The sequence below is a fragment of the Enterococcus pernyi genome (assembly GCF_045371165.1).
Classification (GTDB): domain Bacteria; phylum Bacillota; class Bacilli; order Lactobacillales; family Enterococcaceae; genus Enterococcus_B; species Enterococcus_B pernyi.
In genome coordinates this window covers 21879-48707 of the sequence record NZ_JBIQDM010000012.1, presented here as the reverse complement: position 1 = coordinate 48707, position 26829 = coordinate 21879, and the positions used below count along the sequence as shown (strand labels likewise).

The window sequence follows — 26829 nt, the reverse complement described above, 5'->3', positions numbered from 1 at the left end:
CAAATGGTAGTTGGAGATTTTGCTGTTGAATTAGACACAGTTGTAATCGGTGCGGGACCTGGCGGCTATGTCGCTGCCATCCGCGCTGCTGAAATGGGCCAAAAAGTAGCGATCATTGAAAGAGAATATATCGGCGGCGTTTGTTTGAACGTTGGTTGTATTCCTTCTAAAGCGTTGATCGCAGCAGGTCATCATTATCAAGAATCACTTGATTCATCGATGTTCGGTGTAACAAGTGAGAATGTCTCACTAGATTTTACAAAAACACAAGAGTGGAAAGACAACAAAGTAGTGAAAACATTGACTTCAGGTGTCGGCTACTTGTTGAAAAAACACAAAGTTGAAACGATCGAGGGCGAAGCATTCTTCGTAGATGATCATACATTACGTGTGATCCATCCGGATTCTGCTCAAACTTATTCATTCAACCATGCTATCGTTGCGACAGGTTCTCGTCCAATCGAAATCCCTGGATTCAAATTTGGTGGTCGTGTCTTAGATTCTACAGGTGGATTAAGCCTAACAGAAGTTCCTAAGAAATTCGTCATCATCGGCGGCGGGGTAATCGGTGCTGAACTTGGTGCGGCTTACGCAAACTTAGGTTCTGAAGTAACGATCCTTGAAGGTTCACCACAAATTTTACCTACGTATGAAAAAGACTTGGTGAAATTAGTGGAAGATGACTTCAAGAAAAAAGGCGTAACAGTCATTACAAATGCAATGGCTAAAGAATCAATCGACAATGGTGATAGCGTAACTGTAAAATATGCAGTAGACGGAAAAGAAGAATCAGTAACAGCTGACTACGTGATGGTCACTGTTGGACGTCGTCCGAATACTGAAGACATGGGCTTAGAACAAGCTGGTGTTGAAATCGGTGAACGTGGCTTGATTCCAGTTGATAATCAAGGACGTACAAATGTACCTAACATCTTTGCAATCGGCGACATCGTTCCAGGCGCTGCTTTAGCACATAAAGCAAGTTATGAAGCAAAAATCGCCGCAGAAGCAATCTCTGGCAAAAAAGTAGCAGTTGACTACAAAGCAATGCCAGCTGTTGCCTTTACTGATCCTGAATTAGCATCAGTAGGGATGACGATCAAAGAAGCAAAAGAAGCCGGACTAGAAGCAACAGCTTACAAATTCCCATTCTCAGGGAACGGTCGTGCTTTATCATTAGGTAAAACAGAAGGCTTTATCCGCTTAGTGACAACGAATGAAGACAATGTCATCATCGGTGCGCAAATCGGTGGAGTTGGAGCAAGTGATATGGTTTCTGAACTTGCTTTGGCAATCGAATCAGGTATGAACGCTGAAGATATCGCGTTGACGATCCATCCACATCCATCTTTAGGTGAGATCACAATGGACGCAGCTGAATTAGCTTTAGGCTTACCGATCCATATTTAATCATTCAACTAAATGCAACTTTCTCTGAGAAGAGAGAGTTGTGTTTTTTTATACTCTAAATAGCGACTATAAAATTATTATGTAAACTAAAATAGAGCAAAACCACTTGGAAGAAGTCTTCTTTCTATGATAAACTGAAAGGGATGAATAGAATAGGAGATAATATCTATGAATGAGTATCAATATCCATTAGACTTGGACTGGACCACTGAAGAAATGGTCATCGTGATGAACATGTGGGAAGCCCTCGAAAAAGCGAATGAACAAGGAATCAATAATCAGGAATTTCTATCAACCTATCAACAATTCAAAACAGTGATCAAATCGATCGGAGAAGAAAAACGGTTAGGACGCGAGTTTGAAAAAGCTTCTGGCTATTCGCTATACCGTACTATTCAAGAGGCAAAGAAGAACACCAACAAAATGCTAAAAATGAATGGGTGAGACGATGGAGAAAATGATTGAGGAAATAATTGCCTGGTTGGCAGCAGCAAAAGAAAAGATCCTCCATGCACAAAATGAGCAACTAACAGTTGCAGAAAAAACGAATCGTAAAGATCTAGTGACAAACATGGATCGAGAAATCCAAGCATTTCTGATCAATAAAATCCATTCTGCCTATCCTCAAGCAAAAATTTTGGCAGAAGAAGAAGGATACAACAACTTATCTGATTTGAGTGGTCAAGTCTTTATCATTGACCCCATTGATGGTACGTTGAACTTCGTGGTACAAGGAGAAAATTTTTGTATCATGCTTGCTTATTACGAAGATGGAGTGGGACAGCTAGGATTCATCTATGATGTCATGCGAGATGAATTATACTGGGGCGGTAAAACGATCGGTGTTTACAAAAATGATGTGAAATTACCCCAACCGCAAGACCTTCCATTAGACAAAGGATTAGTAGCAATCAATAGCTATCTCTTCGGTCATGATCGATTCAACATCCATGCGATTGGTGAACAAAGTATCGGCGTTCGGATGTGTGGCTGTGCAGGCTTAGAATTGATTGCGATGTTAAAAGGCAACCACATCGGCTATATCTCTAATCTAAGTCCCTGGGATTACGCGGCTGGCAATGTCTTGTTGAAAGAGTTCGGTATGCGATATAGTGGGTTTTCCGGTGCACCATTGAGTTTCAGTGGCAGAGAATATTATTTAGCCGCAACTCCAACCGCCTATGCGACCATACTTGACATGCTTCAATTGGATTGATTATTTTTCTAGCTTTGAGATACATCCATCAAAAAAGTTCTTATAAAATAAGTGGGGGACGATAAAATTGCTTTTTTGAGCAATGTAATCCTTCGCTTATTTTTTTGATCGATGATAGTATCGGAACATTCATTTATAGAAGATGCTATTGGAAAAGTTTTTGTAATGACTTTTTTTTACATAAATTCGGATTTTTCGTGCTGTTTTGATTAGAAAAAGGGCGAATTATTAATTTTCTCGAAAAAATGAAAACATTTCACTATATTTCATGAAAAAAGTTTGGTATAATAAACAGTCGAGTAAAATTGCCCTGTGATAAAGAATCGATAAAAAAGGAGTTACTTAAATTGAATAAAAGAAATGACATCCGTAACGTAGCGATCATCGCCCACGTCGACCACGGAAAAACAACATTAGTTGATGAACTATTAAAACAATCTGACACATTAGACGCCCACACTCAATTACAAGAACGTGCGATGGACTCAAACGCACTTGAACAAGAACGTGGAATCACAATCTTAGCGAAAAATACAGCTGTTGATTATAAAGGGATTCGCGTCAATATCATGGATACACCTGGACACGCGGACTTCGGTGGTGAAGTAGAACGTATCATGAAAATGGTAGACGGCGTTGTCTTAGTTGTAGATGCCTATGAAGGCACCATGCCTCAAACACGTTTCGTATTGAAAAAGGCTTTAGAACAACATATCACACCGATCGTTGTTGTAAACAAGATCGACAAACCATCCGCTCGTCCTGAGTATGTGGTAGATGAAGTCTTAGAATTATTTATCGAATTAGGCGCAGACGATGATCAATTGGATTTCCCAGTGATCTACGCATCTGCTTTGAACGGAACATCTAGCTTATCCGATGATCCAGCGGACCAAGAACCAACAATGGCACCGATCTTTGATACAATTGTCGAAGCTATTCCTGCACCAGTTGACAATAGCGATGAACCTTTACAGTTCCAAGTATCATTACTTGATTACAATGATTATGTTGGACGTATCGGTATCGGCCGTGTCTTCAGAGGGAAAATCAAAGTTGGTGACCAAGTATCACTGATCAAACTTGATGGCACAGTGAAGAAATTCCGTGTGACAAAATTATTTGGTTTCTTTGGCTTACAACGTTTAGAGATCCAAGAAGCTAAAGCTGGTGACTTGATCGCTGTCTCAGGAATGGAAGATATCTTCGTTGGGGAAACAGTTACACCAGTCGATCATCAAGAAGCATTACCGATTTTGCATATCGATGAACCAACATTACAAATGACTTTCTTAGTCAATAACTCTCCATTTGCTGGACGCGAAGGAAAATACGTGACATCACGTAAAATCGAAGAACGTTTGATGGCAGAATTACAAACAGACGTTTCACTTCGTGTTGAACCAACGAATTCACCAGATGCTTGGACAGTTTCAGGTCGTGGTGAACTTCACTTATCGATCTTGATCGAGAACATGCGTCGTGAAGGTTATGAGTTACAAGTATCACGTCCAGAAGTTATCGAAAGAGAGATCGATGGCGTAAAATGTGAACCATTTGAACGTGTTCAAATCGACACACCAGAAGAATACATGGGTAGTGTCATCGAATCATTGAGCCAACGTAAAGGTGAAATGCAAGATATGGTTCATACAGGAAATGGTCAAATTCGTTTGACATTCTTGACACCTGCTCGTGGATTGATCGGTTACTCAACAGAATTCTTGTCAATGACTCGTGGTTACGGAATCATGAACCATACATTTGATCAATACTTGCCAATGCTTCCTGGCCAAATCGGCGGACGTCACCAAGGTGCGTTAGTATCCATCGATACAGGTAAAGCAACAACGTATTCAATCATGAGTATCGAAGAACGTGGTACTGTATTTGTTGAACCAGGTACAGAAGTCTACGAAGGTATGATCATCGGTGAAAACAGCCGTGAGAATGACTTGACAGTCAATATCACAAAAGCAAAACAAATGACTAACGTTCGTTCAGCTAACAAAGACCAAACATCAGTCATCAAAAAACCAAAACAATTAACACTTGAAGAATCATTAGAATTCTTGAACGACGATGAATACTGTGAAGTAACACCAGAAAACATCCGTCTAAGAAAACAAATCTTAGAAAAAAATGCGCGTGAAAAAGCATCTAAAAAGAAAAAATAATAATTTTGACCGAATCCTAGAGAAAGCTCTGGGATTCGGTTTTTTTGTTATATAGGATCGATCATCAAATCAAACATAGTTATTCAATTAAATACTAGCTAAAAGCTGTTGGTGAACCGCTTTTCTCTATCCGATGTTTTTTTAGTATAGTAAAAATAAATCATAAAATTATACGATTTCTTGATGGATAAGATTAAATAACACTATTCTTTCAATTTGTGCCAATTAACATGGAAAAAATGGCGTTATCAAAAAGTGTATTTAGGTTTAGAGTTAAAGTGGGAAAGTTCTAATAGAATAATACTAATGATGGAGGATGAATAAAATGTAAAAAAGAAAAAATAAATGACGTTATAATAAAATGAAGCTTTGCTTTTGAATGATCATTAGAAAAAAGGAGGAGTATAGAAGACTCAAGATGAGAATGATTGCTTACTCAATTGAAGATTTTCTAAGACTTCTCCGAATATACTTGTAGAATAAATGGAGGTAAATCTTAGAAAAATGAAAAAGACAAAAATTCTGAATAGCCTGATGATTATCGGCTTGGTGTTAGGAAGTATGAATGATGCTGTTGTACAAGCAATTTCGAGCATAGAGTCAAAGACTGAGAAGACATCATTGGTTGAAAAAAAACAATTTTCAATAGAACCAAACAAAGAAGAAGACAAAATAAACAACAAAAAAATAGCTATCAAAGATGAAAGTAATGAAAAACCAATTGAGAAAAATAAAAGGACTAGTGCTAGGAATAATAATCCGAGCGATAATTTTGATAGTGTTCAAGGAAACAACGGTAATTACTTTAAACCGACTACTGATGCAACTTTACTGAAAATTGGTGAAGAGCAGGCAGCTCGAGTGCAATCAGATTTGTCAAAAACAACTTTTAATATTTCTGACTTGCAACACGAGAAAGACGACAGCTTTGAAGTTTTAAATTTTTCTAAGAGTACTTTTCCGAATGATAAAGGATTGGTTATGTGGCCATTAGGTGGAGGGCGTAATGATGTCTATTGGACGCAAGTAGATTCTAACAGTGGAATTTGGCGGATGCGCCTATACGCTTCAATGGCTTCAACAAGCGAGCCTTATTTAAATGCAAGATTTACTCGACTAAAATACGGTTCTGTCAGTGGGAATGAAGTATTCGCCTTTCCAAGAGTGGCTTATTTATCGAATCCTACAGGTAATATTAACGATATGAAACCATTTCTCACGAAAGCTACATTTGAAGTACGGTTACCGACTGCTGAAGAGGAAATCGGTAAAATTGTAGCAACTGCCAAAGAAGGTACACATAAACTCATGCAAAATACTCAACCGATCCCTAATCCAGAAACTTATCTAGATGTAAAAAATACACGTGGAAAAGTTGAATATAGTTGGAAAATAGCCCCTGATACAACGAAAGTAGGAAAGCAAGATACGAAGATTTTAGTAAAAGACGAGTCGGGTAGAGAAATAGAAGCAGTAGTTCCAATCACTGTAGAACCTCTAGCTGTAGAAATCGAGGGAAAACCAGGACCATTTGACATTTATCAATATGATAAATTGCCAGATGTGACTGAATACTTTGAAGTAACAAATCTTTATGGTACCTATACGCTAAAATGGTTTGATGATGTGAATACTGATTCGCCAGGCGAACAAACATGGCGAGCAAAAGTAACAACTTCTGATGGACGTGAAGCAACTGCTTCGATTCAGATGGATGTGACGCCACATGAGGGCTTAAAGGTTAACCTCAAATCAATTGAAGATCGAAAACTCGGTTATAATTATCCAACATTTGCAACAAACTTTAGAGATTATATTGATTCGGTCACTATGCATGGTGAACCAGTCGAATTAAGAGATCTTGAATTTATTCCACAAGAAAGTGTGGAGGCAGATTATCGGATAGGTGGTCTTCAAACGCTCAAATTGACAGTTCAAACCAAGCACCCAAATAGCGGTGTGATGATTAAGGGAACTGGTGAGGTAACACGCAATGTTCTTTGGGACCACTCGATTTTGATGAAATCAATCAATGGTGAATCAGCTGGATCATTTACTTTAAGAACAGATAATTCAGGAAATGAGACGGCAAAAGTTGTATTTGGGATGGGGATACCAACCTCAATAAATACGGCAGTTGGTCCGCAGAGTTCCCCATTTTCGCTATATTATTCGTTTGAAGTTTTACGAGGCGAAACAGTCGTTTATAGCCAAGAAGTGACAAATCGCGCAACTTGGCAGCAAATCATGGATAAATTTGGAGATTCTACTGGAACGATCGATGTCCGTTATGGTGATGTCATTAAGATATATCATCCAGAACGAACGCCGAATAGTTCAGTCTTGATGATTGACGAACAGGAACAGGATTATACATATGATACGGCGTACGCCTACTACAAGATTACTCCTTATGGATTTGATCCATTCCCCTTGCTAGAAGCAGAAGCTTCACAAAAGAGTTTTGTTTTAGGCGAGAACACTAAGACAATTGATCCAGCTTCATTAATAAAGAATGTAACGATCAATGGTCGAGTAGTTGATAGTAGTTTATACGAAGTGGAATCATTGATCGATTTTGATACAAGTAGTATTGGAACAAGAAAAATGAAATTGAAAGTCACGATGAATGATGGACTTTCAGCAGAGGAATTCGAAGTCGATTACCAAGTCAAATGGGGCAGCACATTTGTGCTAAAAGGCTTGGGGGATGAGACGGTTGGCGCATTTAGTCTGCTAAAAGAAAACGATCAATGGGCATTGCATGCTAGTCAAGGAGTAAATGGGACAGACTTGAGTCAACCGGTCAATAATCATTTTGGCCGAGACATCTACTATGGTATTGAAGTGATCGAAAATATTACTACCAAATACCAATATAACGTGCTAGGAAATCAATCGATTAGAGATGGGATCGAAGGGTTCAATCAAGGAAAACCATTAACCGTCAAACAAGGTGACGTCATCAAAGTGTATCATGCAGAACCAACAGGTAATAGTCTATTGATGCAAGATGAAATAGCCAAAGACTTTACAATGGGCTCAAATGATGCCTATTACGAAGTCACAGAGCATGGGCTAGAACCGATCCTCGCGATTTCTACGGATACTAAACCACAAGAATTTAGTCTAGGTGATGATGCCACAGAGATTGATGGAACCCAACTGATTAATTATGTGACGATCAACGGTACCGAGTTAACACCGGATTTATATACAGTGAAGCAATTAGGAAACTTCGATACAACCACAGTTGGTCAAAAAGAACTTGCTATCCAATTTGACACAAAAGATGGGGTAGTATCAAAAGTCATCACAGTGCCTTATGAAGTGAAATGGGGCAGAACGATCGTGATGAAATCTAGCACCGGTGGTTCAGCAGGTGTTTTCTCACTGCAAACTACTAATACGACAAGACAATTGAAAATCCATCATGGGTTTGACTCGCCGTTAGACGAGCGCTTAGGAAACGATCAAGACCTCTATTATTCAATTGAAGTCCTACGGGGCGAAAGAGTCCATTATAGTCAAGAAGTCCCAGGTCGTGTCACGTTACAAGACGTCATCAACAGCTTTGGAACTAATGGTACTCAAGCTGTCACTGTCCAGTTAGATGATGTGATCAAAATTTATCACCCGCAAAAATCTCCTGGTAGCTCGGTACTGATGGTCGATGAACTAGAAGAGGACTTTACTTATGGTTCAGATTATGCGTATTACAAAGTAACGACTTATGGTTTTGAAGCAATGCCAGTCATGGAAGTCCATACAGCTAATAAAGCCTTTTATCTCGCGCAAGATGTGACTACTGCAGCTGATGCTGAATTAATTGATCGTGTGACGATCAACGGCAAAACAGTCGATCCAGAGGAATACACGATCGAAAGACGTTCAGAAATCGATACGACAACGATAGGAAATAAAAACGTCTCTATGCGTGTGAAAATGAACGATGGTTTATCTAGTGTGCAACTTGAACTGCCTTATCAAGTCAAATGGGGAAGTACATTTGTTCTGAAAGGCGAAGAGAAAGAAGGGAAAAGAGGCATCGTCGGTTCTTTTAGCCTGCTTGATCAAAATGATGAGTTGGCTATCTATGCCACGAAAGGCGAAGATGAAACAGAACTTAATGCGCCAGTCAATCCTGCCTATGGTCGGAATGCCTATTATCGAATCGACATCCTAGCAGATCCTAAAAATAAAGCAAATAGTTTATTTCCCGATAACATCAAATATACTTATGAAGTGGCAGGTAATCAAACGGTTCGTCAAGCAATCGAAGGGTTCAATAATGGCCAATCATTAACTGTGGAAGAAGGAGACATTTTCCGTGTCTACCATGCAGAAACAGATAACCAGAACTTACTGATGTGGGATGATATCGTCAAAAACTATACAGCTGGGTTGAATTACGCTTATTATGAAGTCAAGAATGGCGAGTTTGAGCCGATTACGATGATTTACGCAGATGTTGCTAGTCAGGAACTCGTCTTAGGTGAGGATACCAGTGAGGTAGACGTGACAACGTTGATTGAGAATGTTGCATTCAACGGACAGAGTTTGAACACAGAGCTTTATAAAGTAGAACAAATGGGAGCGTTTGATACCCATACGACAGGAGAAAAAACAGTAACGGTAAAAGTATCGACAGCAGATGGTGTTTCTTCGACTGACATCGAAGTGCCTTATGAAGTGAAATGGGGTAGCACGATCCATTTGAAAAATCGTAAAGGTGAAACGGTTGGATCGTTTGGTTTACTTAAAAACAGCAAACAAATTGAAATCCAATCTGTCCAAGGAACCGATCAAACAGTATTGAAGAATCGAGTGAATGAATACGATGACACCGAAGTATATTATGGAATCGAAATTCTCAACGAACGTAAGCAAAGCAAATATCAATACGAGGTTCGTGGCACACAAACGATCGAGCAAGCCATTTCACGTTTTAATACTGGTAAATCACTGGCGGTGACCCCAGGTGATATCGTGAAGGTTTATCACGTAGATACTAGTAACAATTTATTGATGGCAGAAGAGAACGAACGAAACTACACCTATGGCAGTAATTACGCGTATTATAAGGTAACAGATTATGGTTTTGAGCCTACAGGTGAGTTAACAGTTGAACCTGCTCAGCCTTCTTTTGCACAAGGCACTGAAAGAGTTGACCTGAAATCGTTAGTAAAAGAAGTGAAAGTCAATGGGCGTGTAATACCTAAAAACGTCTATACTGTTTCTTTAGATGGAACATCTGAAATCGATACAGAAACTATGGGCAGTCGTTTTGTTTCTCTCGATGTCAAAGTGGATCGGAGTTATGGGAGTTTATCTACTCGTACAGAATCTTCATATGAAATCGTTGAACCTGGACAAGAAACAGCGCCAGGAGAAGAGGACGCTAGTGCAGAAGATGGTACTGGTACATCCAACGATCCAGATGTAGATGGAATTTCAGCAGAGACTGGATTAGGTGAGGGTTCCGCAGCTGAAGGTGATGAGAGTAAATTGCCACAAACCAATCAAACCATCAATCGAGTACTGCCATATATTGGTGCATGTTTCTTACTAATAGTAGGATTTGTTTTTTGGAAACGAAAAATGTCTAAGAAATCGTTTGATAAACAGTAACGGATAGTTAAAATGACAACGAAGCAGTTGAAAGAGCGAAGTGATAATTACTTTGGCATTCTTTCAACTGTTTTTTTATGATCACTAAAGGAGTCACGGACAAGAAATATAAAAATAAATCCTATGAGCAAAAATCAAAATTCTCGTAATAGGAAGTCAATCATTAGCTGTGGAGAACTTAAAGAAACAAAAAATGAAAGCAAGAACGGCAAGATGAATTTTTTAAAGAACTTTTAAAAAACTCAAAGCACTCTGTTTTTGGTTTCACAAATGGTGTTTTGTTTCACGGAGTTAGGCTTGCTCTTATGAGCAGACAGAAGTAGAATAGATAGTACATGTCTGATGAATCATTTGAGAAAATGCGTAATTAATAGTTAGATGAAAGAAGTAAAACTTGAAAGTGTAAAAACAAACAGAAATCGAGGAGGCCGCATGTGGAGCAGTTATTAAAAAAATATTTTGGATATGAGCTTTTCCGCCCAGGCCAAAAAGAAATCATTGAAAAAATCATGGCTCAAGAAGATGTCTTGGGTATCATGCCGACTGGAAGCGGAAAATCAATATGTTATCAGCTACCTGCGCTAGCCTTGGAAGGGGTGACAATCGTCGTTTCTCCCTTGATCTCTTTGATGAAAGATCAAGTGGATGCTGCGAATCAACTGGGGATCGCTGCTACGTTTATTAATAGTTCATTAGAAGGATATGAAGTGGCACAACGTTTTCGTTCATTAGATGAAGAAAAGTATCAATTGTTATATGTTGCACCAGAACGTTTTATCATGCCTGATTTTATCCAAGCGATGAATCGTTGGTCCGTTCGCTTGATTGCCATTGATGAAGCCCACTGTATCTCGCAATGGGGGCATGATTTCAGACCCAGTTATTTACAGATGGCGAATATTTTAGAAGGTATTCCTCAGCGTCCGCCCATCGTGGCCTTGACAGCAACTGCTACTGTCCCTGTAGCGACAGATATCAAAAGACTTTTAAAAATCCCTGAACAGAACCATATTCAAACTGGATTTGCACGAGAAAATCTGAGGTTGCAGGTTATCAAAGATCAAAAAAAAGAACAATATTTGGTCGAGTATTTAAAAGTGAATCAAAATCAATCCGGCATCATTTATGCCGCGACTAGAAAAGAAGTGGATCGACTATATCAGTTGTTGGCGAAATTTGGTTTTTCCGTTGGCAGATACCACGGCGGTATTTCAGAAAGGGAACGGACGGAAATGCAAGAAGCTTTCCTCTATGATCGTATTCAGCTATTAGTAGCAACGAACGCTTTTGGAATGGGGATCAATAAAAGTAATATTCGTTTTGTCATTCACTACCAAATACCAGGTTCATTAGAAGCATATTATCAGGAAGCTGGTCGTGCCGGAAGAGATGGCTTACCTAGTGAAGCCATTTTGCTATTTGCGCCACAAGATGTGCAAGTCCAAAAGTTTTTTGTTCAACAATCGCAACGTGAGGAAGCACAAAAACATAAGGAATACGACAAGATCCGAGCAATGACTGAATACGTCCATATCGAATCCTGTCTGCAACAATATATTCTTTCTTACTTTGGAGAAGCAAGCGAGCCTTGTCAGCGTTGTGGCAACTGTCTTGATGATCGTGAACTTGTCGATGTGACCACAGAAACGCAAATGGTTTTGTCTTGTTTGAAACGAATGGGTGAGAACTACGGAAAACAATTACTAATGAAAGTCCTTGCCGGATCAAAAGATCAGAAAATCAAACAGTTTCAGTTTGATCGATTGTCTACTTATGGTCTACTAAGGAATCTGTCACAAAAAAATATATTACAGTTGATCGACTATCTGATTTCAAGTGGCTACTTACTTGCGGCTAGTGGTGAATACCCTGTTTTGAAAGTCAGCGATCTTGGGGTGCAAGTGCTTATGGGAAAAGTAACTGTCCACAAAAAGGAACCCAAAAAAGTGCAACAATTGTCGCATGACGAAACGGATGGTCTATTTGAAGTATTACGCCAGTTACGGACTGATTTAGCTGTTGATGCAGGTGTTCCGCCGTATGTTGTTTTTTCAGATGCGACACTCAAAGAAATGAGTCAGCATCGACCAAATGACCGATTGGCACTTCTCCAAATCAAAGGGGTAGGGCAAAGCAAGCTTGATAAGTACGGTGAAATGTTCTTGCAGGTAATCAAAAATTTCCAAGAAAGCGCTACGCCAAGTGACAGTTAAAAAACCTAAAAAAAAGCCTAGATAAATCTAGGTTCTTGCTCAGTTATCGCATAAAATATGCTATAATGAATGAACTTAGAAATGGAGGGAAAGGCAAATGGATTCTCTTTCAAAAGAGACGGCACTCAATGTGTTGATTGATGAGGCAGATCGCATCAAGCGTTTGATCCAAAATCAAACAAACAGTCTTTGTATCTCGCAGTGCAAAGCCTTTGAAGAGGTAGTCGATACACAAATGTATGGATTTTCTCAACAAGTGAGTTTTGCGATACGTGTAGGGATCATTGAAAAAAAAGAAGGGCAACTGATGCTCAGTGAGTTAGAACGTCAATTGAATCACTTATACAATGAAGTTTACCGAGAAAATTATGATAAAAAAGAAAGTGGCAAGGGGGAATAAGCTTGCCGAATAAAGTGAAAAAAAGGCATCTGTTGGATTACAGTATTTTGATTCCATATTTGATTTTATGTATCATCGGGTTGATCATGGTTTATAGCTCCACCTCCTACTTGCTATTAGCAAATGGGAGCAATCCAGCGTCATCAGTCATCAATCAAAGTATTTTTTGGGTGCTTAGCTTGATCGTTATTGCACTCCTATACAAAATGAAAATCGGTGTATTGAAAAATCAGCGATTGATCATGGCGGCTATCGCAGTCTTGACGATTTTATTATTGATCGTCTTATTTTTTGGGGAAGAACGTAATGGTGCAAAAGGTTGGCTTGAAATTGCCGGATTTTCTATCCAGCCCGCCGAATACCTAAAGATCATTGCCATCTGGTATCTTTCCTTTACTTTGTCACAGAGACAAATGAGTGTGCAAAAAAACTTCATTGCAACTGTCAAACGACCTTTATTGTTAGTACTTGCCTTGACAGTGTTAGTGGCAAGTCTACCCGATTTTGGGAATGCAACGGTTATTTTTTTGATCATCATCGTGTTACTATTAGCTAGCGGCGTCAATTATTTTTACACCTTGATCGTCGGTGTCGGAGGAATCATTTTTAGTGTAGTAACAATTTGGTTGATCAACGTGACCCAAGGGAAACTTTTCCCTGGTCGCCTACAATATATTTATCATCGTTTTGAGATTTTTCAAAACCCTTTTACTGATGAATTGAATAACGGACACCAAATGGTGAATGGTTATTATGCGATGTTCAACGGTGGTCTATTCGGTCGCGGATTAGGGAATAGTATCCAGAAAAAAGGATTTCTACAAGAAGCGCAAACCGACTTTATCTATGCCATCGTAGTAGAAGAATTAGGAGTGATCATGGGTATTTTGATCTTAGCTTTATTGATGTTCATGATTGCGCGTATCATCTTAGTGGGTATCCGCTCAAAAGATCCATTTAATTCTTTGCTATGTATCGGAATCGGTTCGATGTTTCTGATCCAAGTATTTGTCAACCTTGGCGGGATCACTGGGATCATCCCATTGACAGGGATCACATTCCCATTCTTGAGTCAAGGTGGTTCGAGTTTGCTGATGCTTTCGATCTGCGTAGGTTTCGTCCTGAATATCAGCGCAGATGAGAAACGGAAGAGTTTAGGTATTTACTAAAATTGACGTAGGAGTGATTCGATGAGAAAAGTTTTGGTAGCTAACAGAGGAGAAATTGCTGTACGGGTATTTCGTGCCTGTACAGAATTAGGGATCCAAACTGTAGGTGTCTATGCAGAAGAAGATGAATATTCCGTGCATCGCTTTAAAGCGGATGAGGCATATCTAGTTGGTAAAGGAAAAAGACCGATAGATGCGTATCTTGATATTGAAGGGATTCTTGAGATTGCTAAGGCTAGTGGAGCGGACGCGATCCATCCCGGTTATGGATTATTATCTGAAAACTTACACTTTGCCACACGGTGCAAAGAAGAAGGCATCACTTTTGTTGGGCCAGAACTTCATCATCTTGATATTTTTGGCGATAAGATCAAAGCGAAAACAGCAGCAATCGAAGCTGGTATCGCATCGATCCCTGGGACAGATGGTCCAGTAGAGTCAATTGAAGAAGTTTTATCATTTGCTGAACGTCATGGCTATCCAGTGATGATCAAAGCAGCATTAGGCGGTGGCGGTCGTGGGATGCGTGTAGCATATGACGAAAAAGGCGCTCGTGAAGGATATGAACGTGCAAAAAGTGAAGCGAAAGCTGCTTTTGGTAGTGATGAAGTCTATGTTGAAAAGTATATCGCTGATCCGAAACACATCGAGGTCCAGATCTTAGGGGATACCCATGGAAACATCATCCATCTATTTGAACGGGATTGTTCAGTCCAGCGGCGTCATCAAAAAGTCGTAGAAGTCGCTCCTTGCGTTTCGATGAATGAGCAACAGCGTCAACGTATTTGTCAGGCTGCTGTCCAGTTGATGAAGCATGTGGGGTATGTCAATGCAGGGACAGTCGAATTTTTAGTGGAAAATGACGAATTTTATTTTATTGAAGTCAATCCACGTGTCCAAGTGGAGCATACGATCACTGAGATGATTACGGATGTCGATATCGTGACGACGCAATTATTGATTGCACAAGGAAAAGATCTGCATAAAGAAATCGGATTGCCACAGCAAAGTGAAATAAAAATCAAAGGTTCAGCCATCCAATGTCGGATCACAACGGAAGACCCATTGAGTAACTTTCTACCAGATACTGGTAAGATCGATACGTATCGCTCACCAGGTGGGATGGGCGTCCGCTTAGATGTAGGGAATGCCTATGCAGGTTACATCGTTACCCCATATTTTGATTCGCTTCTAGTAAAAGTTTGTACCCATGCGGCTGATTTTGCAACAGCGATCCAAAAAATGGAACGTTGCTTGAGAGAATTCCGTATCCGTGGAGTGAAAACAAATATTCCATTTATGTTGAATGTCATCTTGCACCCAGAATTTCAATCAGGACAAGCTAAAACGACGTTCATCGATAGTACCAATGAATTATTTGACTTCCCACGCTTACGTGACCGTGGAAATAAAACGATGAAATACATCGGAGAAATCACAGTAAATGGTTTCCCTGGCATTGAACGTGGTGAAAAACCATATTACGATGCACCACGTATGCCAAAAGAGCTGATCACTCGTCCGGATTACATCACAGCAAAAAATGTCTTAGACAAAGACGGCGCTTCTGCATTAGTGGATTGGGTCAAACAACAAGAAAATGTGTTATTGACAGATACCACGTTTAGAGATGCCCATCAAAGCTTATTGGCTACTCGTGTGCGCACAAAAGATTTCAAAGAAATCGCGCGATTGACTGGTGAAGGGCTTCCTGAGCTGTTTTCAAGCGAAATGTGGGGCGGTGCAACATTTGACGTCGCCTATCGTTTCTTGAATGAGGATCCATGGAAACGCCTGAGAAAGATTCGCTCCTTGATGCCAAATACTTTATTGCAAATGCTCTTTAGAGGATCGAATGCTGTCGGCTACTCCAACTACCCAGACAACGTGATCGCTGAATTTATCAAAGAAGCAGCGACACAAGGCATCGATGTCTTCCGGATCTTTGACAGTCTGAACTGGGTACCGCAAATGGAAAAGAGTATCCAAGCCGTTCGTGATACAGGGAAAATTGCAGAAGCGACGATTTGCTACACAGGTGATATCAATGATCCAAGTCGTGCGAAATACAATGTGCAATATTATAAGGACATGGCAAAAGAGCTGGAACAGTTAGGCGCTCATCTGATCGCAATCAAAGATATGGCAGGACTGTTGAAACCGCAAGCTGCTTATCGCTTGATCAGTGAACTGAAGGCGACAACGGATCTACCAATCCATTTACACACACATGATACGAGTGGCAATGGCATCATCACTTACTCAGCAGCAACTAAAGCGGGTGTCGATATCGTCGATGTAGCGATGAGTGCGATGAGTGGAAATACTAGCCAACCAAGTATGAGCAGTTTGTATTACGCTTTGGTCAATGGTCCACGTGTACCAGAAATCAATATTGAAAATGCGCAACAGTTGAATCACTATTGGGAAGATGTTCGCATGTATTACAAACCATTTGAGAATGGCTTGAATGCACCTGAAACTGAAGTTTATATGCACGAAATGCCAGGTGGACAATACTCGAACTTACAACAACAAGCCAAAGCAGTTGGCTTAGGTCATCGTTGGGATGATATCAAAAAAATGTACCACACAGTAAACTTGATGTTTGGTGATATCGTCAAAGTCACGCCTTCTTCTAAAGTTGTAGGCGATATGGCCTTGTTCATGGTCCAAAATGAGTTGAGCGAAGAAGACATTTACGAAAAAGGCGAGACATTGAGTTTCCCTGAATCAGTCGTTACCTTCTTCCAAGGTGAATTAGGCCAGCCAGTAGGCGGGTTCCCAGAAAAACTCCAAAAGATCATTTTGAAAGGTCGTCCAGCCATCACCGAACGTCCAGGATTGTTCGCTGAAACAGTAGACTTCGAAAAAGTCAAAGCAGAATTAGCTAAAAAGATCGGCTATGAACCAAAACAAGAAGAAGTCTTGAGTTACTTGATGTATCCACAAGTCTTCTTGGATTATCAGACCGCTTATAATCAATTTGGCGATGTCACATTACTGGATACACCGACTTTCTTCCAAGGGATTCGTTTAGGGGAAACGGTCAACGTTCAAATCGAAAAAGGCAAGATCCTGATCATTCGTTTAGACGAGATCGGTGAACCTGATATTGAAGGAAATCGTGTGTTATTCTTTAATTTGAACGGTCAACGAAGAGAAATCACCGTCAAAGATACGTCGATCGTCAGTGCGGTAAAAACTAGACGAAAAGCAGAACCAACCAATCGCGAACAAATCGGTGCGACGATGTCCGGTTCAGTTTTAGACGTCTTGGTGAAAAAAGGCGATACGGTCAAAAGAGGCGATACATTGATGGTTACTGAAGCAATGAAGATGGAAACGGCCATTGAAGCACCATTTGATGGAGAAATCGCACATCTCTATGTTGTTGCTGGCGATCCCATTGCCTCAGGAGATCTATTGATCGAAGTTACAGAAAAATAAGAAAGGAGAGGGAACATTTGAAACGACTAGGTCTATTTATAGCAACACTACTATTCGTCACGTCGGCTTTATATTTGGAGCCAGTAGTGTTCCCTCCCAAACTTGAAACATCCACGCAAGACCAACAACTGATAGGAAATCAAAATCAGGTAACGTCTTGGAAATACCAGGAGCTAAATGCGACTGGCTTTTCTACATATATTGGTCGATCAGTCACCGAATTAGAAGCAGAGATTGGTTCACCTAAAGATCGTTTGACGAGCGGATTCGGCTTTGAGATCAGATATTATCAAGATCCAATTCAACAAATCGTACTTGAAGCAAATATACAAAATGACCGAGTAGAGGCTATCAAAGTTTTAAATGCGAACGCAACTAGTTTGACACCATTTGCCGTTGGCATGACTATGCAGGATCTGACAGAGATTACAACGATTTTTCCGAACTTCACATTTGAGTATGAAGAGACAGAAGTCGGAATCGAGTTAACTGAAGAAGACATGAATTATCGTCCCTTGATTGCTTTTGATAACGGTACATTTGCGATGCTTTTCTTTGATCAAGACACAGGTGGATTATTTTCAACAGTTTATTTAAATAAGAAAAGCTTGTTGAAATTAATGCCTTACCAGGTCTTTGGAGAGGGATTGCCCCACTACGAAATGGATAGTTCAGCAGACTGGGAAAGTATCAATCAATCAAGAGAGCGTGTCATCACTCGAGTATTGACGAGATTACGCCAAGAAGCTGAACTGCCTGATTATCATTACTCTCCAGATTTTATGATCCAAACGAATGTACTGTTAACAGACTTTATCGAAAAACCAGAAGAATGGTTGGCAGAAAATCGTTTGGCAGAGTGGCAAATGGCAACACAGACTTCGCAAACTACAGTTAAATTTACGTTGTCAAATGATGAAATCAATCGCTTAGTGGAAAAACGACAATTAGATCAAACAACTGGGATTTTCATGCATCCAATCATTGATCCGACTTTTTCAGTGTTATTGTTATATACTGATCCTTATTATCATGATCGATTCTTGGAAAAAGAACCAACACAGTTAGGCGTTGCGTTTTCGAAAGAAAACATGTTAGTCTTAATGAAGGAAAAAGAGGAGACTAGTGAAAGCAGTGATAATCAATGAGGAGTTGTTTGAACTGGAGGACCAGTGTCATCAGCTTGTTCAAACGATTGTAACAAGTAAAATGATGGAACAATATCTCAAAACTAAAAAAGAGATGGAAACTTCTATCAACGTCAACCAGTTAAAAAATGATTTTATTGTAAGCAGACAAGCATTTGAAGAAATTTCACCTTATGGAAAGTACATTCCAGAGTTTCGTGAAAAACAACGAACTGTACGCCAAGCCAAAAGGCAGTTGGATCTAAATGAGGAAGTAGCAGCTTTTCGAATAAGTGAAACAGAATTACAAAAGATACTAGATTCCATTGGAAAACAACTTGCACATACGATTTCGACGGAGATCAAAATCAGTGCAGGTAGTCCATTTTTTGAAAAAAGTGAAGGGTGCGGAGGAAACTGCCATGGACATAGAAAATAAAAAATTTGAACAAACACATCGGCGAGGGTTAGTCGTGTGGGTATATAGTTTAAAACAATTGAAAAATCTTCGCAAATTTGGATTAGTGCATTATGTCTCTCGTAAAATGAAGTATGTGATCATGTATTTAAATGAAGACAACTATGAACAAACGGAAGAAAGGATCAAGAAATTACATTTCGTACGAAATGTCGAACGTTCTTATCGACCAGATATCGAAATGAATTTTGCTGAAAAAATCGGCAAAAAGGCGGACACAAAAGAAGAAGGCTTCGAGATCGAAGAATTAAACACCAAGATCCGCTTAGCTGATCACGTTTTCTAGTAAAGAGAGTCTAGCGTTATAGTTAATAAAATCGACGAAAATGAAGAAAATGTGATAAAAAGATTTTGAATAGTTATAAAAAGTTAAATTAAGAAAAAATAGACTTGAGAATTGACGATTTTAGTCGGAATCAAGTCTATTTTTTTGGTATACTAATAACAGTATGTTTCAAGGAGTGAGTAGATGCGAGTAATTTCAGGAGATTACGGCGGTCGCCGTTTAAAAAGTTTAGCAGGGCCAAATACTCGACCGACGTCTGATAAAGTCAAAGAGTCGATATTCAACATGATCGGTCCTTATTTTAATGGAGAGGTCGTTTTGGATCTTTACTCAGGAAGCGGGGGTCTAGCGATCGAAGCAGTTTCCAGAGGCTGTAGCTACGCAATCTGCGTGGAGAAAAACTATCAAGCACTAAAAATAATCAAAGAAAATATTGAAATCACTAAAGAACCGAACAAATTCAATACAATGAAATTAGATGCTGATAAAGCGATTGAGTCACTGGCGAAAGAAGATCAAAAGATTGATATTCTATTTTTAGATCCACCTTATGCTAAACAAAAAATCGTCGATCAAATTAAACGTATGCAAGAATTGGCTCTTTTTCAGGATGCTGCCTTGATCGTATGCGAAACAGATAAGTCAGTGGAGCTTCCTGAGACAATAGGAAATTTTCAACAAATCAAACAGCAGACCTATGGCATCTCTGCGGTGACCATTTATAGAAAAGAGGAAATATAAATGAGAAGAGCTTTATTTCCAGGGAGTTTCGACCCATTGACTATGGGACATTTAGACACGATCGAACGAGCTGCGAAGTTGTTTGATGAAGTGATCATCGGTATCTTTATCAATACATCAAAAAAAACATTGTTCACGGCTGAGGAACGCTTGGAATTGATCACACAAGCAGTCGCACACTTAGAAAATGTCCGAGTGATCCACCAAGAGACACAGTTGACAGTGACGACGGCAAAAGAACTAGGTATTCAAGCGCTGGTTCGAGGTGTTCGCAGCTTCAAAGATTTTGAATATGAACGTGACATTGCGCAAATGAATCATCATTTGAGTCCTGAATTGGAGACGGTGCTTTTTATGGCAAAACCAGAGTATAGCCATATCAGCTCAAGTATGCTTAAAGAGGTTCTTTATTTTGGTGGGGACGTGAGCACCTATTTACCTACTGTGATCAACGAAGCATTAGCTAGAAAGCGTGAAAGTGATGCAGAATAAGAAATGGTGGAAAACATTATCCGTAATCCTTTTAGGTACGTTATTAGCAGGCTTTGTCATTGTTCCTTTACCCTATTATGTGGAGGCTCCAGGTGCCACAATTGATCTTAAAGATATGATCACAGTCAATGATCAAGAAGATAAAGAATCAGGCTCTTTCTCTCTCACTTCTGTAGGAATCAGAAGAGCAACAGGATTTGGTGTCGTCTCCGCACTGCTGTCAGATTTCAAAGATGTTATCAGTGAAGAAGAGTTGACTGGTGGAGCGACAAATGAAGAATATAATCAGATGCAAAAATATTATATGGAATCCTCACAAAATGCCGCCATCGAGCAAGCCTTGAAACTAGCGAATATTCCGTATACGATGGAATTCAAAGGTGTCTATGTCATGGGCGTCGAAAAAAATTCGAGTTTTTACAAGAAACTATCTGTTGGCGATACAGTCACGAAAGTAGATGGGATGAGTTTCAAGAGTGCGGAAGAATTTATGAAGTACGTGAAAGGACAGGAAGTAGGACAGGTTGTCACAATCACCTTCATCCACAATGGCAAAGAAGAAGAAGCTTCAGGTAAACTGATCGAGTTATCGACAGATAAAAAACCAGGAATCGGGATCACGTTGACCGACCATACAGAAATCGCCACAGACACAGAAGTGGCAATCAATTCTGGTTCAATCGGTGGCCCTTCAGCAGGCTTGATGTTTACTTTGGAGATCTATGAACAGTTGACCCATAAAAACATCCGTAAAGGGAAAAAAATAGCCGGTACAGGGACAATCAATAGTGCAGGTGAAGTGGGACGAATCGGTGGAATCGATAAAAAAGTGGCAAGTGCAGACGAAGCAGGAATGAATATCTTTTTTGCGCCAGATGATACGATTTCTGAGGAAGTGAAAAAAGAAAATCCAGATATCAAAACGAACTATGAAGAAGCCAAAGCTGCGGCTAAAAAACTCAATACATCGATGAAGATCGTTCCGGTCAAAACAGTGCAAGATGCCTTAGAGTATCTTGAGAACATGAAATAAACGGTTTATCGACTTGTATGTTTTGTACTCATATTTTAAAGCGAGGTCTAGACATGTTTAGCATCAACTAATAATGCGCCATCCACGAAAATTGTTTTTTAAATTTTTGTGAGTGGCGCATTATTTTTCGAAGAGTTTCTATCTGTTCCCGCCGTTTATTCGGTTTAGGTGGTACGAAAGGGCTCATGTCCCCTCTTTTTCTTTTTTTTCAATAATTACAAAAAAACGTTTTGTTATTTTGTAGGTAATTTTAAGTAAGTTTGCTACTATATAAAAAAGAGTTAGAAAGGGGCAAGATAAATATGGAACAACCAAGCAATCGAGAATCATCATTCGATATCGGAGAATATTACTCCGAAAAAAAGTATAAAAAAAATTTTGGGCATTTGCGGAAAACAGCAGACTTTAAACGTGTATTGATTGATTTTGACAAACAATTGGAAGAAACGAAAGACCAACTGTCAAAACATCGAAACGGTGTGTTGTGGACCAGGCGCTTACTTGCAGATTTTCGACAGAAGAAGTTGAGTAAAACGGATAGAGTTTTCAATTTTATTCTTAGGCGTAAGAATAAAGAGCCTAAAAAATATGAGAATACACTAAAGGATTTGAATAGTAAATATTTTAAATCAGAATATATTCAATCGATTGTTGCTAAAGATGTATGGATTGATTCAAAAGAAATCGTTGGTGAAATCGAGCGCTTAGCTTCAAGAGCGAAATCTATCCCTACGGCTCGCGGGTTGGAACTAAGGGAACAGTTTCGAGCACAATCTTCGGAGCAAAAAAAACGGCGTCAACCTGAAACAGAAGATGAATTACACTACAGTACCCTTTCTTTCCTAGAGGAAGGTGGAGAAAGCGAGAAGTCTCGCAAGATAATTATCCATGGAAAAGATGACTCCGTTATTTACGCAGTAATCCGACGAGCGAACAATGGGGAGAAAGTTTCATCGTATATAGAAGTTTCCCATAATGAAGAGGAACGAATCGAACGACCTATAACTGGACACCACAGAAATTCTTCTGTTCATGGCGAGGGAGCATTTACTGGTCATCATGAGCAACAAAGCAAACAACCAAGACGGTTATCACCAATTTCAGAGTTGCAAGAAAATAATGGAAGAAAAAATTCATTGAAAGATGAGGTTGAACGACGTGATTCGAAACCTCGAGAAGTAAAATCTGCGATCAATCAAGGACTTATTTCGTCAAAAAACTTATCTGTAGAAGGTGCTGTGCAATCGGTGAAACAACGAATCTTGGAAATAGAGAACAGATCTGGGAAGTCCGACCGTATGGTTTTTAATAGTCATAATGACTCAGGCAAACGTTCATTTGGCATGACCAAACAAGCAGCAATGAGTAAGTCAGGGGAAAATCGACGACCAGCTCCGCCTTCTCCAAGTTTGAAGCCGAAACCAAGGATAGAACCAACTAAATAAACCGTGGATATAAAAATAAAAGAAATCATCATTTGAGGCGTATCTAATAGTGAAGGAACATCGAAGTATAGATGTTTTTTCACTATTTTTTAGAAAGGAAAATGAAATAGCAAAGAATACCAATGAAGAAAATAGTTCAAGAAATCTTTGATTCGCCAAAACGTTTCATTCTATTTTTTATATGCAGTGTATCAGTTAGTATGATAGTAGGAGTGGTCTTATACCGTCAGATCGGTCCAACTAAGATCAATGAAGCTAGTAACGTACCGTTGCTAACTGCTACAAGCTCGGATAGTTACCAAAAGACTGCGACAACCGGAACAACGACAAACGACCCAATTATGTATGTAGACGTGAAAGGCAATGTCCATCGGCCAGGAATATACGCATTTACCGACGAGGAACGTGTATTTGATATCATTGAAAAAGCAGGAGGATTGACTGCACACGCTGATGAAAAACAAATCAATTTTGCTGCAAAAGTTTCGGACCAACAAGTGCTATATATTCCCCAAGTTGGCGAAGAGATGCCTCAGTTAGTTGAGGAAGTAAAGGAAAAAGAACAGCCAGAGGAAAAGAAAGTCAATCTTAATACTGCCAGCCTTGCTGAATTACAGGAGCTTCCAGGAATCGGGGCAATGAAAGCACAAGAGATCATCAATTATCGCGAAACCAACGGTTCCTTCCAAACAATTGAAAGTTTGAAAGAAATATCGGGATTTGGCGAAAAGACAGTTGAAAAACTGAAAAACTTCGTTACAATTATAGAATAAACCAATGAGGAGACAAATTATGAGAAATGAACGAATTCCTTGGGATCAGTATTTTATGGCACAAGCCGTGTTATTATCATTAAGAAGTACATGTACACGATTAGAAGTAGGTGCCACATTAGTTAGAGAGAAACGAATCATTGCGGGTGGTTATAACGGCGCAGTGAGTGGGGATGTTCATTGTATCGACGAAGGTTGCTATGTCGTGAATGGTCACTGTTTACGAACGATCCATGCAGAAATGAATGCGTTACTCCAATGTGCAAAACTTGGAGTTCCTACAGAAGGGTCAGAGATCTATGTCACCCATTTTCCATGTTTGGCATGTACAAAAGCATTGCTTCAAGCAGGAATCAGGAAAATCCACTACTTGCATGATTATCGCAATGACCCTTATGCACAGTCATTGATTACCCAATTAGGTGCATCCGTCCATCAAGTCAATTTAGATATGAAATATTTTGCTAAACTTCAACAAGAGTCAACAGGAGAACTTGATTAAACAATTTGGCGAACAAGTTCGTAATTACTTGATTTTACCAGCAATGTCTTCGGTCATTTTATGTTTCGTTTACTATAAGGAGCATGATCTTTCTCGCTTGATCGTTGCTGGTCTTTTTCTTCTGGTCCTATTCAAACACAAGCAAGCCGTGATCTATCTTTGTTGTTTTTGCAGTCTGACAGTCTGGTTGGCTTGTCTTCGTTCAGAGGTTCCCTCGATTGATCACACAAAAACAACTGAAGAGTTTCTATTGATGACCGATACAATTCAACGGAATGGCGACTGGTTGATTGTAGAGGCGCGAAGAATCCCAACGAAACAAAAAGTACAGCTAAGTTATCAAGCCAAAACAAAAGCAGAAGCACAACAATGGGAAGACTTTCGCGGTTATCCGATTGAACTTCGAGTAACTGGCAGTTATCAGAAACCTGAATCCCTGCGTAATCGTTATGCATTTGATGCGGTCAAATATCTGAAGGGATCACGAACCAGTGGTCAGTTTCATGGAACTGATTTTCAAGTCCTGCCTTCAACAATGGGAGGGGTGACTCTATTTCGTGACCTCCGTGGCAAAGCAATCAATTATGTAAAAAAACGCTATCCTGAAAAAATAGGGATGTATATCAACGCGTTACTTTACGGTTATCGTGATGCTTCTTTTCGCGAATCCGAATCAATTTTTAAAGCCACTGGGTTACTGCATCTATTCGCAGTTTCTGGGATGCATGTCCACTATTATTTAGGATTTTTGTATTATCTTTTTCGACGAAGTGGCTGTCTTTTGTCTATTACGATTCTTCCACTGACATTGCTTACAGTGGGGTATATCCTATTAGCTGGAGGCTCATTTTCTGTGGTTAGAGCAGGGAGCTTATTTATGTTGAAGCTTATACTTAAATTGGCAGCAATCAAACTATCTACGCTTGATTGCTTTTCTTTGAATCTATGGTTGCTTTTATTGTTCGATCCATTGATCCTGCTTCAAATGGGCGCGCAATTAAGTATATGGATGAGTTTATTGTTTTTGACATTTTCTCACTCATCAAAAGGTTGGAACAATCGTTTATTCTATTTATTCCAAACAAGTGCAATCCAATTACCTTTAAGTGCTTGGTATTTCTATGAGTGGTCGTTTTTAGGTGGCCTATTCACGACACTTGGTATTCCATTATTCCAATACGTCCTTCTTCCAGGGGTGATCATTCTCTTTTTAGCAGGCAACATCCTTCCGCAGTCCTTATTAGAAATCCTCGAATCGTGTTTGATTCTCTTTGAAGACTTCCTCTCTTGTTTTGATTTCTCCACACTGACGATCGGGCAACCCGCTTTTTATTTCGTTTTATTGAGTATTGTCGTCCTCTTACTTTTGTTTGAGAGCGTAACGATTCCGCCATGGAAAAAAATCATTTATTCATTATCACTCCTCCTCAGTTATTTCTTGATACCATTACTTGATGCCTCGACTACGATCACCTTTATCGATGTCGGACAAGGCGACAGTATCCTACTAAAAAGTCCGATGAAACAAGAAGTGATTTTAATCGATACTGGGGGCAGATTAAATGTTGAAACAGAAGCGTGGCAGCAACGTATTACTCGTCCTTATGCAGAAAATAATATCGTTCCGTATTTAAAAGGACAAGGGATCACCACGATCACAAAACTATTTCTCACACATAATGACACTGATCATATCGGAGAATTAGAGACACTCTCGTCACATTTCACCATTGAAAAGATATATATTGGTTGGGGCGCTGCCAAAGAGCCAAAGTTTCGCGAACGATTGATAAAAATTAGTCAGTTAGGAACTAAGATCATAGAAGTCAGGCAAGGAGATCGAATATCTGCTTGCTTTGACTTGTACGTTTTGATGCCAAGTAAAGAAGGGCAAGGAAAAAATGAAGATTCAGTGGTTCTCTGGTTCGCATATAAGAAGCAGCGCTTTTTATTACTGGGGGATTTGGATCAAGAAGGGGAACTCGACCTGTTGAATGCTTACCCAACATTAAGGGCGGAGGTCGTGAAACTAGGACATCATGGGAGTCGTAGTTCGAGTCATCCTATGTTTTTGGCTGCTTTACAACCGAAGATGGGGATTTTATCTAACGGGCTTGACAATCGCTATGGCCATCCACATCCTGAAGTCCTTGAAACGTTAGAAAGCTTAGAGAGTGCAGTTTATCGAACAGATAAAAATGGAGCGATCACTTTTTATTGGCATCCTATTTGGACAAAAAATGGCCGACTTCATAAAATGATAGACTAGTAATTTTTGTTTTCTCG

19 protein-coding genes are annotated in these 26829 nt (G+C 39.6%); all 19 read left to right on the top strand.

From position 1 onward, the window contains the following. Window positions 1–3: 3 nt before the first annotated feature. The 19 genes from lpdA to ACH0AK_RS12525 all read left to right on the top strand — a co-directional run bounded on the left by lpdA (window position 4) and on the right by ACH0AK_RS12525 (window position 26812). Complete coding sequence (gene lpdA, locus ACH0AK_RS12615; protein WP_010735668.1) at window positions 4–1410, top strand: dihydrolipoyl dehydrogenase; 1407 nt, start codon at window positions 4–6, stop codon at window positions 1408–1410. Window positions 1411–1578: 168 nt separating this feature from the next. Then, window positions 1579–1854: a UPF0223 family protein gene (locus ACH0AK_RS12610; RefSeq protein WP_010735667.1), complete on the top strand. Its 276-nt coding sequence runs from the start codon at window positions 1579–1581 to the stop codon at window positions 1852–1854. A gap of 4 nt (window positions 1855–1858) precedes the next feature. Beyond that, complete coding sequence (locus ACH0AK_RS12605; RefSeq protein WP_062806242.1) at window positions 1859–2626, top strand: inositol monophosphatase family protein; 768 nt, start codon at window positions 1859–1861, stop codon at window positions 2624–2626. A 347-nt stretch (window positions 2627–2973) separates the two neighbouring features. Further along, on the top strand, window positions 2974–4803 hold the full coding sequence (typA, locus tag ACH0AK_RS12600) for a translational GTPase TypA (RefSeq protein ID WP_010735665.1): 1830 nt from the start codon (window positions 2974–2976) through the stop codon (window positions 4801–4803). A 504-nt stretch (window positions 4804–5307) separates the two neighbouring features. Then, window positions 5308–10434, top strand: a complete 5127-nt coding sequence (locus tag ACH0AK_RS12595; RefSeq protein WP_499796947.1) for an LPXTG cell wall anchor domain-containing protein — start codon at window positions 5308–5310, stop codon at window positions 10432–10434. Window positions 10435–10868: 434 nt separating this feature from the next. Further along, window positions 10869–12647 (top strand): DNA helicase RecQ, encoded by a 1779-nt coding sequence (recQ, locus tag ACH0AK_RS12590; RefSeq protein ID WP_023519528.1) that lies wholly within the window; start codon window positions 10869–10871, stop codon window positions 12645–12647. 97 nt (window positions 12648–12744) lie between these two features. After that, window positions 12745–13047: an Fpa/YlaN family protein gene (locus ACH0AK_RS12585; protein WP_010735661.1), complete on the top strand. Its 303-nt coding sequence runs from the start codon at window positions 12745–12747 to the stop codon at window positions 13045–13047. Window positions 13048–13049: 2 nt separating this feature from the next. Beyond that, complete coding sequence (locus ACH0AK_RS12580) at window positions 13050–14216, top strand: FtsW/RodA/SpoVE family cell cycle protein (protein ID WP_010735660.1); 1167 nt, start codon at window positions 13050–13052, stop codon at window positions 14214–14216. 21 nt (window positions 14217–14237) lie between these two features. Then, window positions 14238–17666, top strand: a complete 3429-nt coding sequence (locus ACH0AK_RS12575; RefSeq protein ID WP_023519529.1) for a pyruvate carboxylase — start codon at window positions 14238–14240, stop codon at window positions 17664–17666. A gap of 17 nt (window positions 17667–17683) precedes the next feature. After that, the gene (locus ACH0AK_RS12570) at window positions 17684–18814 is read left to right on the top strand and encodes a CAP-associated domain-containing protein (RefSeq protein WP_178946761.1); all 1131 of its coding nucleotides are present in this window, start codon (window positions 17684–17686) and stop codon (window positions 18812–18814) included. Then, window positions 18801–19232 (top strand): YlbF/YmcA family competence regulator, encoded by a 432-nt coding sequence (locus tag ACH0AK_RS12565; RefSeq protein ID WP_041684405.1) that lies wholly within the window; start codon window positions 18801–18803, stop codon window positions 19230–19232. Before ACH0AK_RS12570 ends, ACH0AK_RS12565 begins: the two co-directional genes overlap by 14 nt. Further along, window positions 19216–19557: a YlbG family protein gene (locus ACH0AK_RS12560; RefSeq protein WP_010735656.1), complete on the top strand. Its 342-nt coding sequence runs from the start codon at window positions 19216–19218 to the stop codon at window positions 19555–19557. Before ACH0AK_RS12565 ends, ACH0AK_RS12560 begins: the two co-directional genes overlap by 17 nt. A 183-nt stretch (window positions 19558–19740) precedes the next feature. After that, the gene (rsmD, locus tag ACH0AK_RS12555) at window positions 19741–20298 is read left to right on the top strand and encodes a 16S rRNA (guanine(966)-N(2))-methyltransferase RsmD (protein WP_499796946.1); all 558 of its coding nucleotides are present in this window, start codon (window positions 19741–19743) and stop codon (window positions 20296–20298) included. Beyond that, window positions 20299–20790 (top strand): pantetheine-phosphate adenylyltransferase, encoded by a 492-nt coding sequence (gene coaD, locus ACH0AK_RS12550; RefSeq protein WP_010735654.1) that lies wholly within the window; start codon window positions 20299–20301, stop codon window positions 20788–20790. Then, on the top strand, window positions 20780–21823 hold the full coding sequence (locus ACH0AK_RS12545; RefSeq protein WP_137072335.1) for a SepM family pheromone-processing serine protease: 1044 nt from the start codon (window positions 20780–20782) through the stop codon (window positions 21821–21823). Before coaD ends, ACH0AK_RS12545 begins: the two co-directional genes overlap by 11 nt. 302 nt (window positions 21824–22125) lie before the next feature. Then, entirely contained in the window at window positions 22126–23268 is a 1143-nt protein-coding gene (locus ACH0AK_RS12540; RefSeq protein ID WP_499796945.1) for a hypothetical protein, read from the top strand. A gap of 122 nt (window positions 23269–23390) precedes the next feature. Next, a complete protein-coding gene (locus ACH0AK_RS12535; RefSeq protein ID WP_041684192.1) occupies window positions 23391–24041 on the top strand; it encodes a helix-hairpin-helix domain-containing protein in 651 nt (216 codons plus the stop codon). Window positions 24042–24060: 19 nt separating this feature from the next. Continuing rightward, the gene (locus ACH0AK_RS12530) at window positions 24061–24543 is read left to right on the top strand and encodes a ComE operon protein 2 (protein ID WP_010735650.1); all 483 of its coding nucleotides are present in this window, start codon (window positions 24061–24063) and stop codon (window positions 24541–24543) included. Further along, window positions 24536–26812, top strand: a complete 2277-nt coding sequence (locus ACH0AK_RS12525; RefSeq protein WP_137072337.1) for a DNA internalization-related competence protein ComEC/Rec2 — start codon at window positions 24536–24538, stop codon at window positions 26810–26812. The genes ACH0AK_RS12530 and ACH0AK_RS12525 overlap by 8 nt, the downstream gene beginning before the upstream one ends. Window positions 26813–26829: the final 17 nt, after the last annotated feature.